Source organism: Anaerorhabdus sp. (assembly GCF_036641015.1).
Lineage (GTDB): Bacteria > Bacillota_I > Bacilli_A > Erysipelotrichales > Erysipelotrichaceae > Anaerorhabdus.
Map to the genome: position 1 here is coordinate 1 of NZ_JAVWFO010000043.1, position 14,940 is coordinate 14,940.

The 14,940-nt window shown below is 31.6% G+C and carries 19 protein-coding genes; 7 read left to right on the forward strand and 12 right to left on the reverse strand.

Annotated features, from left to right (window positions below; genetic code table 11):
• Positions 1-64: 64 nt before the first annotated feature.
• Entirely contained in the window at positions 65-784 is a 720-nt protein-coding gene (locus RR430_RS06950) for a YebC/PmpR family DNA-binding transcriptional regulator (RefSeq protein WP_332487182.1), read from the reverse strand.
• 72 nt (positions 785-856) lie between these two features.
• Positions 857-1,726, reverse strand: a complete 870-nt coding sequence (locus RR430_RS06955; RefSeq protein ID WP_332487180.1) for a PHP domain-containing protein — start codon at positions 1,724-1,726, stop codon at positions 857-859.
• Between the two features lie 52 nt (positions 1,727-1,778).
• Between RR430_RS06955 and RR430_RS06960 the strand changes: the two genes are divergently transcribed.
• The 6 genes from RR430_RS06960 to RR430_RS06985 all read left to right on the forward strand — a co-directional run bounded on the left by RR430_RS06960 (position 1,779) and on the right by RR430_RS06985 (position 6,337).
• A complete protein-coding gene (locus RR430_RS06960) occupies positions 1,779-2,318 on the forward strand; it encodes a DUF402 domain-containing protein (RefSeq protein ID WP_332487179.1) in 540 nt (179 codons plus the stop codon).
• Positions 2,319-2,452: 134 nt separating this feature from the next.
• Positions 2,453-3,163, forward strand: coding sequence for a LytR/AlgR family response regulator transcription factor (locus RR430_RS06965; protein WP_332487177.1), 711 nt, complete (start codon positions 2,453-2,455; stop codon positions 3,161-3,163).
• 434 nt (positions 3,164-3,597) lie between these two features.
• Positions 3,598-4,035: a LytTR family DNA-binding domain-containing protein gene (locus RR430_RS06970; protein WP_332487175.1), complete on the forward strand. Its 438-nt coding sequence runs from the start codon at positions 3,598-3,600 to the stop codon at positions 4,033-4,035.
• 13 nt (positions 4,036-4,048) lie between these two features.
• On the forward strand, positions 4,049-4,459 hold the full coding sequence (locus tag RR430_RS06975) for a hypothetical protein (protein WP_332487174.1): 411 nt from the start codon (positions 4,049-4,051) through the stop codon (positions 4,457-4,459).
• A gap of 110 nt (positions 4,460-4,569) precedes the next feature.
• Positions 4,570-5,487, forward strand: coding sequence for an ABC transporter ATP-binding protein (locus RR430_RS06980; RefSeq protein WP_332487173.1), 918 nt, complete (start codon positions 4,570-4,572; stop codon positions 5,485-5,487).
• On the forward strand, positions 5,480-6,337 hold the full coding sequence (locus tag RR430_RS06985; RefSeq protein ID WP_332487172.1) for an ABC transporter permease: 858 nt from the start codon (positions 5,480-5,482) through the stop codon (positions 6,335-6,337). The genes RR430_RS06980 and RR430_RS06985 overlap by 8 nt, the downstream gene beginning before the upstream one ends.
• A gap of 54 nt (positions 6,338-6,391) precedes the next feature.
• Here RR430_RS06985 and pyrE read toward each other — a convergent pair whose 3' ends face one another.
• The 10 genes from pyrE to RR430_RS07035 all read right to left on the reverse strand — a co-directional run bounded on the left by pyrE (position 6,392) and on the right by RR430_RS07035 (position 14,109).
• Positions 6,392-7,024 (reverse strand): orotate phosphoribosyltransferase, encoded by a 633-nt coding sequence (gene pyrE / locus RR430_RS06990; RefSeq protein ID WP_332487171.1) that lies wholly within the window; start codon positions 7,022-7,024, stop codon positions 6,392-6,394.
• A 2-nt stretch (positions 7,025-7,026) separates the two neighbouring features.
• Positions 7,027-7,731, reverse strand: coding sequence for an orotidine-5'-phosphate decarboxylase (pyrF, locus tag RR430_RS06995; RefSeq protein WP_332487170.1), 705 nt, complete (start codon positions 7,729-7,731; stop codon positions 7,027-7,029).
• A complete protein-coding gene (locus RR430_RS07000) occupies positions 7,728-8,645 on the reverse strand; it encodes a dihydroorotate dehydrogenase (RefSeq protein ID WP_332487168.1) in 918 nt (305 codons plus the stop codon). The genes pyrF and RR430_RS07000 overlap by 4 nt, the downstream gene beginning before the upstream one ends.
• Entirely contained in the window at positions 8,630-9,373 is a 744-nt protein-coding gene (locus RR430_RS07005) for a dihydroorotate dehydrogenase electron transfer subunit (RefSeq protein ID WP_332487167.1), read from the reverse strand. The genes RR430_RS07000 and RR430_RS07005 overlap by 16 nt, the downstream gene beginning before the upstream one ends.
• A 1-nt stretch (position 9,374) precedes the next feature.
• Positions 9,375-10,658, reverse strand: a complete 1,284-nt coding sequence (locus RR430_RS07010) for a dihydroorotase (protein ID WP_332487166.1) — start codon at positions 10,656-10,658, stop codon at positions 9,375-9,377.
• A gap of 142 nt (positions 10,659-10,800) precedes the next feature.
• Positions 10,801-11,280 carry a PssE/Cps14G family polysaccharide biosynthesis glycosyltransferase gene (gene pssE / locus RR430_RS07015; RefSeq protein ID WP_332487165.1) on the reverse strand — a complete coding sequence of 160 codons (480 nt, stop codon included), beginning with the start codon at positions 11,278-11,280 and terminating at the stop codon, positions 10,801-10,803.
• The gene (gene pssD / locus RR430_RS07020; protein ID WP_332487164.1) at positions 11,280-11,750 is read right to left on the reverse strand and encodes a PssD/Cps14F family polysaccharide biosynthesis glycosyltransferase; all 471 of its coding nucleotides are present in this window, start codon (positions 11,748-11,750) and stop codon (positions 11,280-11,282) included. The genes pssE and pssD overlap by 1 nt, the downstream gene beginning before the upstream one ends.
• A 54-nt stretch (positions 11,751-11,804) precedes the next feature.
• Complete coding sequence (ptsP, locus tag RR430_RS07025) at positions 11,805-13,511, reverse strand: phosphoenolpyruvate--protein phosphotransferase (RefSeq protein ID WP_332487163.1); 1,707 nt, start codon at positions 13,509-13,511, stop codon at positions 11,805-11,807.
• Between the two features lie 13 nt (positions 13,512-13,524).
• Positions 13,525-13,752: an acyl carrier protein gene (locus RR430_RS07030; RefSeq protein WP_332487162.1), complete on the reverse strand. Its 228-nt coding sequence runs from the start codon at positions 13,750-13,752 to the stop codon at positions 13,525-13,527.
• Between the two features lie 30 nt (positions 13,753-13,782).
• A complete protein-coding gene (locus RR430_RS07035; RefSeq protein WP_332487161.1) occupies positions 13,783-14,109 on the reverse strand; it encodes an MG284/MPN403 family protein in 327 nt (108 codons plus the stop codon).
• Between the two features lie 159 nt (positions 14,110-14,268).
• On the opposite strand from RR430_RS07035, the gene RR430_RS07040 reads away from it, so the two are divergent.
• Entirely contained in the window at positions 14,269-14,928 is a 660-nt protein-coding gene (locus RR430_RS07040; RefSeq protein ID WP_332487160.1) for a hypothetical protein, read from the forward strand.
• Positions 14,929-14,940 lie beyond the last annotated feature (12 nt).

A 14,940-nucleotide genomic window follows, 5' to 3' on the forward strand; every position in this document is an offset into this window, starting at 1 on the left:
ATAGCCCAAATAAATTAAAAAAACAACTTTTATCAATTACGATAGAAGTTGTTTTAATCTTTAGTTAGTTTTGAACGTTGTGATAAATTTGTTGAACATCTTCACATTCATTTAGCATGTTAATTAAACGTTCCCATAGTTCTTTATCCTCATCAGAATCCAATGTAACATATTCTTGAGGTAATAAAGTAATTTCGCAAACATCAAATTTAACATCCGGAATTAAATCTTCAATTCCTTTTTGTGCTTTACCAAAATCAGTAGGCACTGTGTAAACAGACATAACACCATCTTCAATCTCAACATCAGTTACTTCTACTTCAGCATTAATTAATGCATCTAGCATACCTTCCTCATCTTCATAAGGGAAAGAAAATAAACCAACCGTATCATAACTATGTGATACACAACCAGCAACACCCATTTTAGCATGTGCTTTATTAAAACAAGTTTTAACAGCACTAACAGTACGATTTACGTTATCTGTTAAGCAATCAATTACAATTGTTGATGCTCCTGGACCAAACCCTTCATAACGAACTGGATCATAATTTTCGTTTGAAGCTCCTTTAGCTTTTTCAATTGCACGTTTAATTACATCAGCTGGAACTTGATTTGCTTTAGCCTCCGCAATTTTACGTTTTAAACCTTGATTCATGTCTGGATCAGGAACTCCTGCTTTTGCAGCCATATATAATTCTTTACCAAATCTAGAATATACTTTTGTTTTTAATGCTGCTGTTTTAGCCATCGATGCAGCACGTACCTCATGTGCACGACCCATATTTAACGCCACCCTTCATTTTTTACTGATTTATTATACCAAAAACACCAATAAAGTTAAAGTTATAGATTTTTATTCCGTTAAGTTATTTACAAAGTTATCTATAGTATTACCAAATACACCTAATTTAATAGCTGGTTTATTCTTACCATGGAAGTCACTCCCACTACTCATCAATAGGTTTCTTTCCTTAGCAACATTATAATAATATTGCGTTTGTTTACATGTATGGTAATTGCTTTCAACTTCAATACCTTTAATGCCTAAATCTAACAATTTTAATAAAATTTCATCATGATCTTTAAAATTTTGTCCAGGATGCGCTATAACTGCAATCCCATTAGTTTCCTTAACAATTCGAAGAACATCCTCCACTTGTAACATTTCACCTTGTACAAATGCTGGTTTTCCCTGTGAAAAAAAATCAAGATAGATGTTTAAGAAAGGATTATCAGAACGATTTCCACCCTGACGATAAGGATTTAAAAACTCACATTGGTCAAATTCAGATTTAGTTAATAATAATTCACCAATATCCTCAGGCACTAAAACACCATTCTTTTCAATATCTTTGAGATCATTTCTATCTATTTTGATATGGCAATGCTCTTCTAATAGTTCAACTTGCTTAATAGCCATTGCTTGGTTTTGCTTTAAATAGAATTCACTTATCTCATTATAATGTTTGCTTTCATAATCCATTTGATAAACCAATAAATGAAAATTAATACCTTCGAAACAGCAATCTATCTCAATACCAGGAAGCACTTTAATACCACATTTCGCTCCTTCTTCTATCATTTCCTTAACGCCCTTAGTTGTATTATGGTCTGTTAACGCAATTTCACTACAACCTGCTTTTTTAGCAAATGCACATAACTGTTTTGGAGTAAACTCACCATCATCACTATAATGTGAATGCATATGAAAATCTTTAATCATAAACGTCCTCCTTGTAGATGATATAATTATATCATCAAAGAGGATAAAGATAATGAAATTAAAAACAATGAAACGAAAAGAATGGACTAGATTAAAAGAATGTCAATTTGCATTCAAAACAATTGATGAAAATACAGAAGCTGGATACATCAAAATGATTAATTTAACAGCCCCACTTACCGTAAATATTGCAAATACTAATCAAGTAAAATGTATCGCTGATAATGGTTACACATGGATTCAATTTGGATTTAGACATCATAATCTATGGTTAACCGCTATGTATGATACAAATGATAAGCTAGTGGAATGCTATTTTGATATAACTGAAAAAAATGTAATTAAACCAAATGGCGATTCCTACTTTTATGATTTATACCTAGATGTAGTGTTCTTCACAAATGGCAATATTGAACTATTAGATGAGAATGAATTGCACGATGCGCTCAATAATCAAGAGATTAGCCAAAATCAATATTCAAATGCTTACAAAACTTCAAAAACCCTTATAACTTGGTTAGAAAATGAAGAACACCAACAACAATTAATCGATTATTGTTACTACAATTACTTTCAATTTTTAACGATATAAATATCTTTTTAGAGACACTTGCTCTATCAAGAGTAGCAAATGTAATCAACGTATATTATTTGGTAATATAATCTTGTTTCACTTAAATTTAACTCATAAAACTTTGATATTATTATCATAGGACGTGATAAAATATGTCAATAAATATCGCTATTTGTGATGTGAATCCATACCATCTAAATGAATTGCTAGCTGAAGTAATGAAATTTTGTAAATCAATTGATATTAAACCATCAATTAGCACTTACCGAAATCCCGCACAATTACTAAAAGATTTCCTTAAAACCGATTTTCAAATTTTAATAACAAACACTCGTATTGGCAAGGTAAGCGGCATCGACTTAGCAAAAAGAGTTAATATACTATACCCTAAAACCAGGGTAATTTTTGTAACTGAACTAGAAAACTATACAACTGATGTATATACAGTACGACATATTTACACTGTTTTAAAGAGTGATCTAAGTCAATTAAGCAAAGCTCTAAACCGTTTCTTTTTTACCCCTGAAAATGCCGCAAGTACTCTAACAATTTCATTTAAAGGTAAAAGATCTGTATTACCATTCAAGAACATAATATATATTGAGAAATCATTAAGAAAAGCTTTATTCTATACAACTCAAGGAAATTACGAGACATATCGTTCCACTGATGATATACTTACTGTCTTACCGAAAAATATGTTTGTTCAATGCCATCGCGCATTCATTGTAAATCTACTTTATATTAAGGATATAAATTCAACTGAGTTAAATTTATATAATGGACATTTAATTCCAGTTGGAAGAAACTACTTAAGTCTAGTTAAAGAATCAATAGAAGTTCTCGATCACGTATCAATCTAACAGCGAAAGCTGTTTTTTTATCTTATAGAAAAGTTCTTTTTTTATAGAGTAAATGCTGAAATAGGTCTATCTTAGCTGTAGATAAATCGATGAAAACTATTCCCTATTCTAACCGACTTTACATGAATCAAGTTCAACAACAATGTCTAAGAAACGTTATCTATCTCTTTCATCAAATGAAAGTGTCATCTTACTTGTTTATTTAGTCAACTTACTTTGAAAAATTTGTTTATATGTTTACTTATTGGTAAACTTATTACAAACTTGATAAATCCATATAGTTATATGGATTTGCAAAATAAGATTATGAATTTTTTCAATAAGCAATGAATTGTGAGAGAATGAAAAAGTTAGTTATAATTCTTATTATTCAAATTATGTATCTGCGTATAATTTACTTTGAAAATAAAAAAATAAAATAGAGGAAATACATCATGAAACTATTAATTGAGCAATCAACCGAAATCAATGAAGTTGAAATAAAAATAACTTGTAACTACATGGATGATCGATTAAAGCGTTTAATCGAACAAATAAAGCTCTATTCTTTCTCACTGGTTGGACAATTAGATGGAGTTAGTGTGCCTATAGCGCTTGAAAATATATATTACTTTGATACAGTAGATAACAATGTATTTATTTATACCATTAATAAGGTTTATAACTCCGATAAAAAGTTATATGAACTCGAAGAATTGCTGAATAACTCTCCTTTTACAAGAATCAGCAAAAGTTGCATCGTTAATACCAGTTATGTAGCTTCAGTTAAAGCTCACTTTAGTGGAAGAATCGAAATTACATTAGAAAACAATGAAAAACTGATTGTATCAAAACATTACATCCAAGATTTCAAAAGAAAGTTCATATTTTGAGGTGATAACAATGATGAAAAAAATATTAAATATTATCTTTGGAAGTTTCACAATTATGATGCTTTTGTTTACATTTTTTAGGCAATTCAATTTAGCTCCCGCAATCAATAATGAAGTTGTAATACAAGTTTTAATTATATCCACAAGTATTGCTGTATTAATGGAAATATCTGATAAAATTCAAGCCTACTTCGATTATTCCTCTTTTTGGGTGGATTTGATAATCCGCGTTATAATTTGTTATACCGTTGTATTCATAGCTTGTGCAAATTTTGGTATTGTTCCATTATCATTAACGGGACTTTGGGAGATAACACCTACTATGTTATTCAGCTTTCCACTAACCTACGCTTATACCGTCTTTATGAACAACGAATTAGCGGAATCAATAAATAAAGCAATCAAGAAAAGAAATAAGGTGTAATCCATCTTATTTTTCTTTTTAGTCAACTTAATTAACCACTATGTCATCTTACTTGTTTGTCTATTGAGCCAAAGAAAAACATTCGTTAGACTCTATTCGAGGTGATAGAAATGGAAAAAATTATTTCAATACAAAACCTGCGAAAATCTTTCAAAGATTTAAAAGCAGTACAGGACATTAGCTTCTATGTCGAAAAGGGAAAGTTATTTTCTTTCTTAGGAACAAATGGCGCTGGTAAATCGACAACAATTAATATGTTGTGTACCCTACTTAAAAAAGATAGTGGTACTGTTATTATGGATAATTGCGTATTAGGAAAAGATGATAAAAAAATACGTAATAAAATTGGTGTTGTTTTTCAAGATAGTACTTTAGACCCACTATTAACTGTTAAAGAAAATATCCTTACTCGGGGTCGTCTGTATGGATTAAAGGGAGAAAAATTAAAACAATCATTAAAATTTGTTATTGATGCAACTGACATCAATGAGTTTATTAATCGTCCTTATGGAAAACTGTCAGGAGGTCAGAAAAGACGAGCCGATATAGCACGCGCATTAATACATAAACCTACTATTTTATTTTTAGATGAACCTACAACCGGTTTAGATCCCAAAACTAGAGAACTTGTGTGGAACACTATAACAAATTTACAAAGAGAATTAGGAATGACTATCTTTCTTACTACTCATTACATGGAAGAAGCTGCAACATCTGATTACATTGTTGTAATTGATCATGGTCAAATTATTGCACGCGGAACTCCGTATGATTTAAAGGAAGAATACAGTCAAGATACATTGCGTATCAAAGCACTAGATAACAGTATTATTTGTAAAATATTATCGCAAAATTCTTATTCATATACTATTGAGAATAATTTATTTATTATTCCAATTAAAGAATCTAAATTCATTATACCTCTACTCCATGAATGTGAAGTTTATATAGAAAGTTTCGAAGTTATTCACGGATCTATGAATGATGCATTCATCAAAATTACTTCAGGAGGACAAATTAATGATTAATTTAATGATTAGAAACTGTAAAATTTATTTTAGACAAAAAAGTACTGTATTCTTTTCTTTACTTGGCGTTATTATTATCATAATTCTTTATGCAGTGTTCCTTGGTGATCAATTTAAAAATGGATTTGATGTAGTAGAAGTAGATATCCTTATGTACAGTTGGGTTATCGCTGGAATTATCGCTGTTACATCTATCACAACCACAATGGGTGCTTTTGAGCTTTTTGTAGAGGATAGAGCTAATCATATTAGTAAAGACTTTAACGCTTCTCCTCTAGCCCCATACAAGCTTGTAGGCAGCTATATACTTTGTGCTTTCATAGTTGGTAGCTTAATGAGTTTTGTCGCCTTTATTCTAGGAGAAATATTCCTCATTAGCCAAGGTGCAACTCTTCTAAGTTTAACATCAATAATTAACACTATTGGACTTATTCTATTATCAAGTTTGATGTCGAGTACTATGATTTTCTTTATTGTAAGTTTTTTCTTTAGTTTGAGTGCAATGTCAACTGCAAGTACCATTCTAGGTACCCTCATTGGATTTCTAACTGGTGTATATTTGCCAATTGGTGCTCTTCCGAATTATGTTCAAACAATTATCAAAATCTTTCCTAATGCCCATTCAGCAGCATTATTTAGACAAATATTCTTGGTTGATCCTATTAAAGTAAGTTTTAATAATTTACCTATAGAATATTTGAATGGATTCAAAGAAAGTGTAGGTGTTATATTTAAATTTGGTGACTTCATATTTGAACCTATTCATCACATTCTATATATGATTACCGTTACTATTATTTTCTTTATATTAGCAGTACTCAATTTATCGCGAACATCAACACAAAAATGAGTCCATATCGGACTCATTTTACATTTCCATTGTGCTTTTTTAGTTAGTGGTTTCTTATTTAATCATCCAGCTTTCATCACTTGGATTATTTCTAAATTTGATTAGTCTTTCTTTATCTTCTGATTGAATATATCCAGTTTCTGCAGCTACTTCAACTAATACATCTAAATTACTTGCTGATACGTTTTTTACATTTGCTTCAGCAAGACGATCTAACCCTTTTTTCATTCCATAAGTAAATATTGATGCAATTCCTAATACCTCTGCTCCTGCATCTTGTAGTACCTTAACAACTTCAATACTAGAACCTGCAGTTGAAATTAAATCTTCAACCACTACAACTTTTGTTCCTGGTTCACATTTACCTTCAATTTGATTTGTACGTCCATGATCTTTAGCACTTGCACGAACATATCCCATTGGTAAATCAAGAATTTCTGAAACTAATGCAGCATGAGCAATTCCCGCTGTAGCAGTCCCCATTACAGCTTCACATTCAGGGTAGTGCTTTTTAATAATTTCAGCAAGGGCATTTTCAACATCTCTTCTCACTTTTGGACTTGAAAGAGTAAGACGATTATCACAATAAATAGGTGCTTTAATTCCACTAGCCCATGTGAACGGATCATCTGGTTTTAAAAATACAGCTTGAATATCTAATAAATCTTTAGCAATTAATTTTTCCATTGTTATTCTCCTTTTACAAATTCTCTTACACAACGACGGTAAGCCTCAACAGGATTTTCTGCACCTGTAATTGGGCGTCCTACAACGATATAATCACTACCAATTTCTCTAGCTTGTGCAGGAGTTGTAACACGTACTTGGTCACCTTTTGTTGCATCATTAAATCGAATACCTGGAGTTACTGTAATGAAATTTTCTGAACAAGCTTCACGAATTAGACCTGCCTCAAGTGGGCTACTTACCACACCAGCAAGTCCTGCTTTTTCAGCATTCTTTGCATAATGAACAACAGTATCATTGATACTATGGTCAATCCAAAGCTCTTCTTTCATCTTTTCTTCAGAAGTGCTTGTAAGTTGAGTTACAGCAATTAATTTAATGTTTGGGTTTATTTCATTTACTGCTTTTTGAGCCGCAGCCATCATTTCAATTGTACCTGCCGCATGAACATTTAACATATCTGTTCCAAGAGCTGCTAGATTTTTGATTGCTTTATAAACTGTGTTTGGAATATCATGTTGTTTTAAATCTAAGAAAATTTTATGCCCACGACGTTTAATTTCATGAACAATACTAGGACCTTCTGAATAGAATAATTCTTGTCCAATTTTTACATAAGGTTTTTCTTCTTTGAATAAATCTAGGAAATTTAATGTTTCTTCTTTTGTTGAAAAATCACAAGCGATAATGACATCTCTTTCTCTCATTGATGAGCCCTCCCAATTATGTCTTCTAATTTATTTATACCTAACTTATCCATCAATTTTGGTAAGTTATCGATAATTTCTTTACATGCATATGGATTGCGGCAGTTTTCTGCACCAACCTCTATTGCCGTTGCTCCAGCATACATCATTTCAATAACATCTTCTGCTGTTGCCATACCACCTACTCCAATAATTGGAATATTAACCGCTTCATAAACTTGATAAACCATCCTTAAAGCTACCGGTTTAATGGCAGGTCCACTAAACCCACCCATAACATTTGCGATTATTGGTTTTCCCGTCTTTAAATCAAATCTTGAGCCTAGTAGAGTATTAATCATACAAATACCATCAGCACCAGCATTTTCAACTGCTTTTGCAATTTGTACAATATCAGTAACATTTGGTGACAATTTAATATATACCGGTTTTGTTGTTACTTCCTTTACAGCTCTTGTAACTTCTGCTGCATTTTCAGGATTAGTTCCAAAACTCATACCACCATGTTTTACATTCGGACATGAAATATTAATCTCTAATATTCCAACAATATCCTCTTTATCCATCTTTTTTGCGCATTCTACATATTCATCGATGGAAAAGCCTGATATATTTGCCACTACTTTTTTATGATAAACTTCTCTAAGTTTTTTAAATTCTGTGTTTATTACTTCATCAATTCCGGGATTTTGTAATCCAACTGCATTAATCATTCCTCGATCACATTCTGCGATTCGTGGTGTAGGGTTACCAAATCGTGCTTCTCTAGTAGTTCCTTTTGTAGCAATACTACCTAATTCATTAATATCGTAAAATTGAGCAAATTCATATCCAAATCCAAAAGTTCCACTTGCAGGAATTACTGGGTTATCTAATTGCCACCCTGATAAACTAACTTTTAGTCTTTTGTCCATAAAATTTCCTCACTTTTCATTACTGGACCTTCAACACAAATTCTTTTATAACCAGTAAGAGTTTTACAGCTACACCCCATACATGCACCAAATCCACATCCCATTCTTTCTTCAAATGATAATTGTCCTTTAGCATTCGAAGCATTAAATACCGCTTTAAGCATCGGTAATGGTCCACAACTATAATATGGGTATTCTTTTAAATCATTCATTATTGCCTCTGATACAAAGCCTTTGACCCCTAAACTTCCATCAACTGTACATACTGTAACAGTAGCACCTAGTTGCTTAAATTCTTCTTCATAGAAGCATTCATCTTTTGTATTGAAGCCAAGAATAACATCTACATCAACACCTTTTGCAATTAAATCTTTACACAGACGATACAGTGGTGGAACTCCAACGCCTCCTCCAACCAGTAAAGCATGTGAGGTTTCTTCTGGTGTAAATCCATTCCCCAATCCCACTAAAACTTCAAGCATTGTACCTACAGCTTGATTTGCCATCCATTCAGTTCCTAATCCAACTGCTTTATAAATAATTGTTAAAGATGACTCATCATAATCGCATATACTAATTGGTCTTTTTAAATACCCGCAATCAACTGTGATATTAATAAACTGTCCAGGATTAGTTACCCATGATGTATCACCCTTTAAAACCATTTTAAATACATTTGGTGTTAGCGATTCATTTGCAATAATTTGATAAGTTTGAACTGATTTCATATTAAATACCCTTTCTATATACAACATCACCATCCACAACAGTCATATAGCATTTACTTTGTAACCATTGTCCTTCAAAAGGAGTACTTCTTCCCATTGATTCAAATTCACGACTACGAACTTGTTGGCGATCATTTAGATTAAATATTGTGAAATTAGCTTTTTCAAAGTTAACAATTTCTCCACCATCAACTCCAAATATATCCGCAGCATTCCCACTCATCCATTCAACACATTGTTCAAGAGTACATTTCTTTTCTTTAACAAGTTTTGTATATACTAATGGAAATGCAATTTCATTACCTACAATTCCCATACTAGCTAAATCCATTGTACAATTTTTTTCATCTTCACTGTGTGGTGCTTGATCAGTAGCAATTATTTCTATTGTTCCATCAAGCAATCCTTGTATCAGCGCTTCTTGATCTTCCTTACTTCTTAATGGTGGATTCATTTTAAATCTGCCATGATTTTCACTTATATCGTCTTCACATAAGAATAAGTGATGTGGAGTAACCTCGCCACTTACTGGTAAACCTTCTTTCTTAGCCTGTCTTAAAATTGCTACTGATTCTTTAGTTGATATATGACATATATGATACTGGCATTTTGTTTCTCTTACTAAATCGATATCACGTTTTACTTGTTCAAACTCCGATGCACTTGGAATTCCAACTAGATTAAATTCAATTGCCTTTTTACCATCATGAATACATCCCTTAGGTTTAAGTAAACTTTCATCTTCACAATGTGCAATAATTACTGCATTATTTTTTTGACAAGCAATCATTGCTTGTTTCATCATTTCTTTTGTTTGAACACCTTTTCCATCATCTGAGAAAAGATAAGTTTCACCAATTAACTCATTAAAATTAACAAGTTCACCGACACCCTTTTGCCCTAAAGTAATTGATGCAATTGGTACAACATGTACTAAAGCATCTTGTTTAATTAATTTTTCTAATACTTGAATATTTTCTAATGAATCAGGTACTGGGTTTACATTAGGCATAGCAAAAACAGTTGTATACCCACCGTGAGCAGCAGCTTTAGTACCTGATTTCATTGTTTCTTTATATGAATAACCCGGTTCTCTTAAATGAACGTGTGGGTCTATTAATCCTGGGAATACATGTAAGCCAGCACAATCAATTACTTCTTCAACATCATCAGTTAAATCAATCTTATCAGCAATGACAATACATCCATCATCATCCACCATAAAATCCTTTTCTTGGAATTTTCCTTTTATATATACTGTTCCATTTTGAAATAAACGACTCATATGACCTCCACAAAAAAACCTTCAAAACATGCGTTCGAAGGTTATCAGTAGTTACATAAAAAATTTGATTTCTTCGAAACGTCACGCATTTCATTAAAGCCATTGATATTATAACATATCAATTTTTATTTAATAGAGTATTTTAGTTTTTTTCCATAAAATCTTCTATCAACTTGATAAAATTTGTTGTATTGCTCACAATTTTTTTAGGATTGAATGTTCTACTTTTTTCAATGTACTTAGCTAATTTTTCCAAATCTTTAGCATAGATTAAATATCCTTCATCATCAAAACTCTCTAAAACCTGTGTTTGGTGGTCATTATGGTGTTCTCCATATTGCGCAAGTCTCGCTGCACCAATTACTCTTTTACCACTTTTTACAGCTGTCATAATAGTTCCCACACCACCATGAGTAATAATTAAATCAGCATCAAGCAATAACTTCGAAAATTCCTTACGATCAATATAGTCAAATACTTCCATGTTCTTTGACTCATATTTAGTATATCCCGCTTGAACAACAACACGATCTTTTAAATTACCCTCGTCAATTTGTTTATCTATTGCCTTTAATAGGCGATCAAACGACTTATCTTGTGTACCTAACGTTACTAATATCATTAGAAAATCCACCCCCCATAAACAGCATTGGGATATACTGCCAACATGCTTTCCCATTGAACAATAAATAAATCAGCAATTGGATAAATCATTTGTCCTGCCTTTGTTGGAGTTTTAGAATTCGCAAATGTTTCAATGTAGATAACTTTCTTTTTAAAAATATGCGCAATTTTACAAAGAGGTACCGCTGTATGAGTGCCAGTTGTAATAATATAATCTGGTCGTATCTTCATAAAAAGAAAGAAAGATTTCAAAATATTATAAGAAAAAATGAATAAATAAGGTAATAAATGTTGTTTAGTACCATAAGCTAAGGTAGTAAACTTATCACCATATGTATCTTTTAATGATTTATTTGAAGAAGTATTCTCAGTAATTAATGTATAGTCAACTTTTTCAAACATTGGAACAAGTTGCATTAATTCCGTAAGATGCCCTCCTGTACTTGATATAAAAATAACTTTTTTCATATTGATCTCCTAAAATTAAAGAAAGAGTGTGAAAACTCACACTCTTATTTTAACTTATTTTAAACTATTTTTCACTAGTTCAAGAACATCTTCCATAGTTTCGCTTGCAAGTGCTTTATTAGCAAGTTCTTCCATGTCTGATTTCTTAAGTGAACGAATCATCTTACGAGCACGTAGAATACTTGAAGCACTCATTGAGAATTCATCAAGTCCAAGTCCTAATAATACTGGAGCAGCAAGTTCATCACCAGCCATCTCTCCACACATACCACACCATTTACCTTCTTTATGAGCACCATCAATTGCCATCTTAATTAGACGTAATAATGATGGGTTCATTGGTTGGTATAGATATGAAACTTTTTCGCTCATTCTATCAGCAGCCATTGAATATTGTACTAAGTCATTAGTTCCAATTGAGAAGAAATCTGCTTCTTTAGCAAATTGATCAGCAAGAACAGCAGCAGCAGGGATTTCAACCATGATACCAACTTCAATCTTTTCACCAATCTTAACACCTTCAGAAACTAATTTTGCTTTTTCTTCATCAAACAATGCTTTCGCAGCTCTAAATTCTTTTAAAGTAGCAATCATTGGGAACATAATGCAAAGACGTCCATAAGCACTAGCACGAATAAGAGCACGTAATTGTGTTCTAAAAATATCAGTTCTATCTAAACACAAACGAATTGCACGATATCCTAAGAAAGGATTCATTTCTTCTGGGAATGTAAAGTAACTTAATTTCTTATCTCCACCAATATCTAAAGTACGGATAACAACCTTTTTACCATCCATAGCTTCTAATACTGCTTTATAAGCTTCAAATTGTTCATCTTCAGATGGGAAATCATTTTCACTATCCATGTATAGGAATTCAGTACGATATAATCCTACTCCTTCACCACCATTAGCTAAAACTCCAGTAACATCTTTTGGAGTTCCAATATTACCTGCAAGTTCAACTTCATGACCATCAAGAGTAACACTCTTTTCATTAACTAAAACTTTAAGAGCTTCTTTTTCTTCTAAGAATGTAACACGTTTAGAACTATATTCAGAAACTTGTTCATCTGTTGGATTTAAAATAACAACACCATCAATTGCATCTAGAATTAATGTGTCACCTTGTTTTGCTTTTACCATTATTTCACTACATCCAACAACAGCAGGGATCTCTAAACTTCTAGCCATAATAGCTGAATGAGAAGTTCTTCCTCCAATTGCAGTTGCGAATCCAAGTGTATATTTTTTATTTAATTGTGCTGTATCTGATGGAGTTAAATCTTCCGCAACAATAATAACTTCCTCATTAATTGTTGTTAAATCTGGAATAATAGCCCCAACTAAATTACATTGTAAACGGAAAGTAACATCCTTAACATCAGCTGCTCTTTCTTTGAAATATGCATCATCCATGCTTTCAAACATGTTAACCATCATGTTAGCAACTTGTTCAGTTGCATATTCAGAATTAACACCTTCTGATTTAATCATTTCTTCAATTTGTCCTTTTAATTCAGGGTCATTTGCCATCATTAAATGGGCATCAAAAATAGCTAATTCTTCTTCTGATAGATTTCCAGCTGCTCTTTCCTTAATAATTTCAATGTCAGCAACTGTTTTTTCAAATGCTTTCGCAAGTTTTCCAATTTCTTCTTCTGAAGAACATTGTACTTTTTCAATTTTTAGCTCAGGTTGTTGTAATTTATAAACTTTAGCAATTGCTACTCCTGATGATGCTGCAATACCTTTCAACATAGATCTTCCCTCCTTAAATAATATGGCGATTTAGTATATCTACCATATCCTTGATAGTGTTCAAATCATGTAATTCTTCATCAAAAAAAGTTATACCTAGATTTTCTTCAAGATTAAGCGCAAAATCAACAACCCCAAAAGAATCTAGCCCTAATTCTTCAAAAGTTGTTTCTTCATTGATTTCACATTTTTTTTCAATAGTTTTTAGTAGGTAGCTTTTAATCGTTTCGAATGATTCCATGTCTACACCTCACGGTGATTTTATCATTATTTAGATATTTAGACAATCAATAAATTCTTCAATTGCAACCTTTCTTAGCCGATAAAAATTACTTTTCGAGAAATATTCTAAAAACCATTTCGTTTCACGCTTGCCAAAATACTCATTTCTAAGAATAATTTGGCTTGTAGAACTACATTGTTCAATCACTGCATTTATCAAATTTATACTGCTAATTTCGCCTAAATACTGCGTATCTTTCTCACTAATGCCTTTGAATTGCATTATTTCTACTCTTCTAACAGAATTTATATAACTTTTAGCTAAATATGTTACCAAAACACTTTTGTCTTTATAACTTAATTTTTTATCTAGCATAAATATATCCCCCTATATATTTATATGCTAAAAACTGAACTTTTCTTAGTCTATTCTCGCAATTATCGAATATAATATTTTTGAAATTTTATTGCCCTTGCTTTTATTTTACTTCTTGATATAATTTTCAAGTAACAACTTGCCCAAGGGAGGAAGATTATGACTGATAAATCTACTACTTTACCTTTTAATAGAATTATTTTAGCTATATGCTATTTCCTTATTGTGCCAATACTATCCCCGTTGATTAATATACTTATTCAAAATCAACTTATTTCATACACGTTTGCTGTGAGTTTATCTGGGTTATTACTAATGATTCAAAATTGGGATTTACTTGAAATTCACGCTAAACGTTATAAAGCTGATTTTAAAGAAGCATTGTTCTTCACTTTTGTAGGAGCAATCATATTAGCGTTTATCATTTGGGTTAATAGTACTTATGTACATGCTTATATGCCTCATTTGGATAAAAATATCATGATTGATTTCTCTTGGTTTGTTGTTCCCATTGTCTTTATCAATACATTTATATTTGCAATGAATTACGTTATTGTATTCAAATGTGTAACTGATCATTTAAAACTTCAACACGCAGAAATTGTTGTCATTCTATTATCAGGATTTATTTTCGCATTATTATTTACTGTTACTTATATACCTTTTGAAGTCATTGCTTGGCTTAAAGGATATTTATTCTATTTTGTTATCACACTAGTTATTTCTTATTTATACAACCAAACACACTCATTTCTACCTGGTATGATCGGATTTGGTTTTGTATTAATGGTATTTAACTTAATCAGTATATTTATGTAAGCATCCAAATTG

Excerpts from the sequence above, each read along its gene's own strand:
- RR430_RS06950 (WP_332487182.1), bottom strand. The coding sequence starts at position 784 with ATGGGTCGTGCACATGAGGTACGTGCTGCATCGATGGCTAAAACAGCA.
- RR430_RS06955 (WP_332487180.1), bottom strand. The coding sequence starts at position 1,726 with ATGATTAAAGATTTTCATATGCATTCACATTATAGTGATGATGGTGAG.
- RR430_RS06960 (WP_332487179.1), top strand. The coding sequence starts at position 1,779 with ATGAAATTAAAAACAATGAAACGAAAAGAATGGACTAGATTAAAAGAA.
- RR430_RS06965 (WP_332487177.1), top strand. The coding sequence starts at position 2,453 with ATGTCAATAAATATCGCTATTTGTGATGTGAATCCATACCATCTAAAT.
- RR430_RS06970 (WP_332487175.1), top strand. The coding sequence starts at position 3,598 with ATGAAACTATTAATTGAGCAATCAACCGAAATCAATGAAGTTGAAATA.
- RR430_RS06975 (WP_332487174.1), top strand. The coding sequence starts at position 4,049 with ATGAAAAAAATATTAAATATTATCTTTGGAAGTTTCACAATTATGATG.
- RR430_RS06980 (WP_332487173.1), top strand. The coding sequence starts at position 4,570 with ATGGAAAAAATTATTTCAATACAAAACCTGCGAAAATCTTTCAAAGAT.
- RR430_RS06985 (WP_332487172.1), top strand. The coding sequence starts at position 5,480 with ATGATTAATTTAATGATTAGAAACTGTAAAATTTATTTTAGACAAAAA.
- pyrE (WP_332487171.1), bottom strand. The coding sequence starts at position 7,024 with ATGGAAAAATTAATTGCTAAAGATTTATTAGATATTCAAGCTGTATTT.
- pyrF (WP_332487170.1), bottom strand. The coding sequence starts at position 7,731 with ATGAGAGAAAGAGATGTCATTATCGCTTGTGATTTTTCAACAAAAGAA.
- RR430_RS07000 (WP_332487168.1), bottom strand. The coding sequence starts at position 8,645 with ATGGACAAAAGACTAAAAGTTAGTTTATCAGGGTGGCAATTAGATAAC.
- RR430_RS07005 (WP_332487167.1), bottom strand. The coding sequence starts at position 9,373 with ATGAAATCAGTTCAAACTTATCAAATTATTGCAAATGAATCGCTAACA.
- RR430_RS07010 (WP_332487166.1), bottom strand. The coding sequence starts at position 10,658 with ATGAGTCGTTTATTTCAAAATGGAACAGTATATATAAAAGGAAAATTC.
- pssE (WP_332487165.1), bottom strand. The coding sequence starts at position 11,280 with ATGATATTAGTAACGTTAGGTACACAAGATAAGTCGTTTGATCGCCTA.
- pssD (WP_332487164.1), bottom strand. The coding sequence starts at position 11,750 with ATGAAAAAAGTTATTTTTATATCAAGTACAGGAGGGCATCTTACGGAA.
- ptsP (WP_332487163.1), bottom strand. The coding sequence starts at position 13,511 with ATGTTGAAAGGTATTGCAGCATCATCAGGAGTAGCAATTGCTAAAGTT.
- RR430_RS07030 (WP_332487162.1), bottom strand. The coding sequence starts at position 13,752 with ATGGAATCATTCGAAACGATTAAAAGCTACCTACTAAAAACTATTGAA.
- RR430_RS07035 (WP_332487161.1), bottom strand. The coding sequence starts at position 14,109 with ATGCTAGATAAAAAATTAAGTTATAAAGACAAAAGTGTTTTGGTAACA.
- RR430_RS07040 (WP_332487160.1), top strand. The coding sequence starts at position 14,269 with ATGACTGATAAATCTACTACTTTACCTTTTAATAGAATTATTTTAGCT.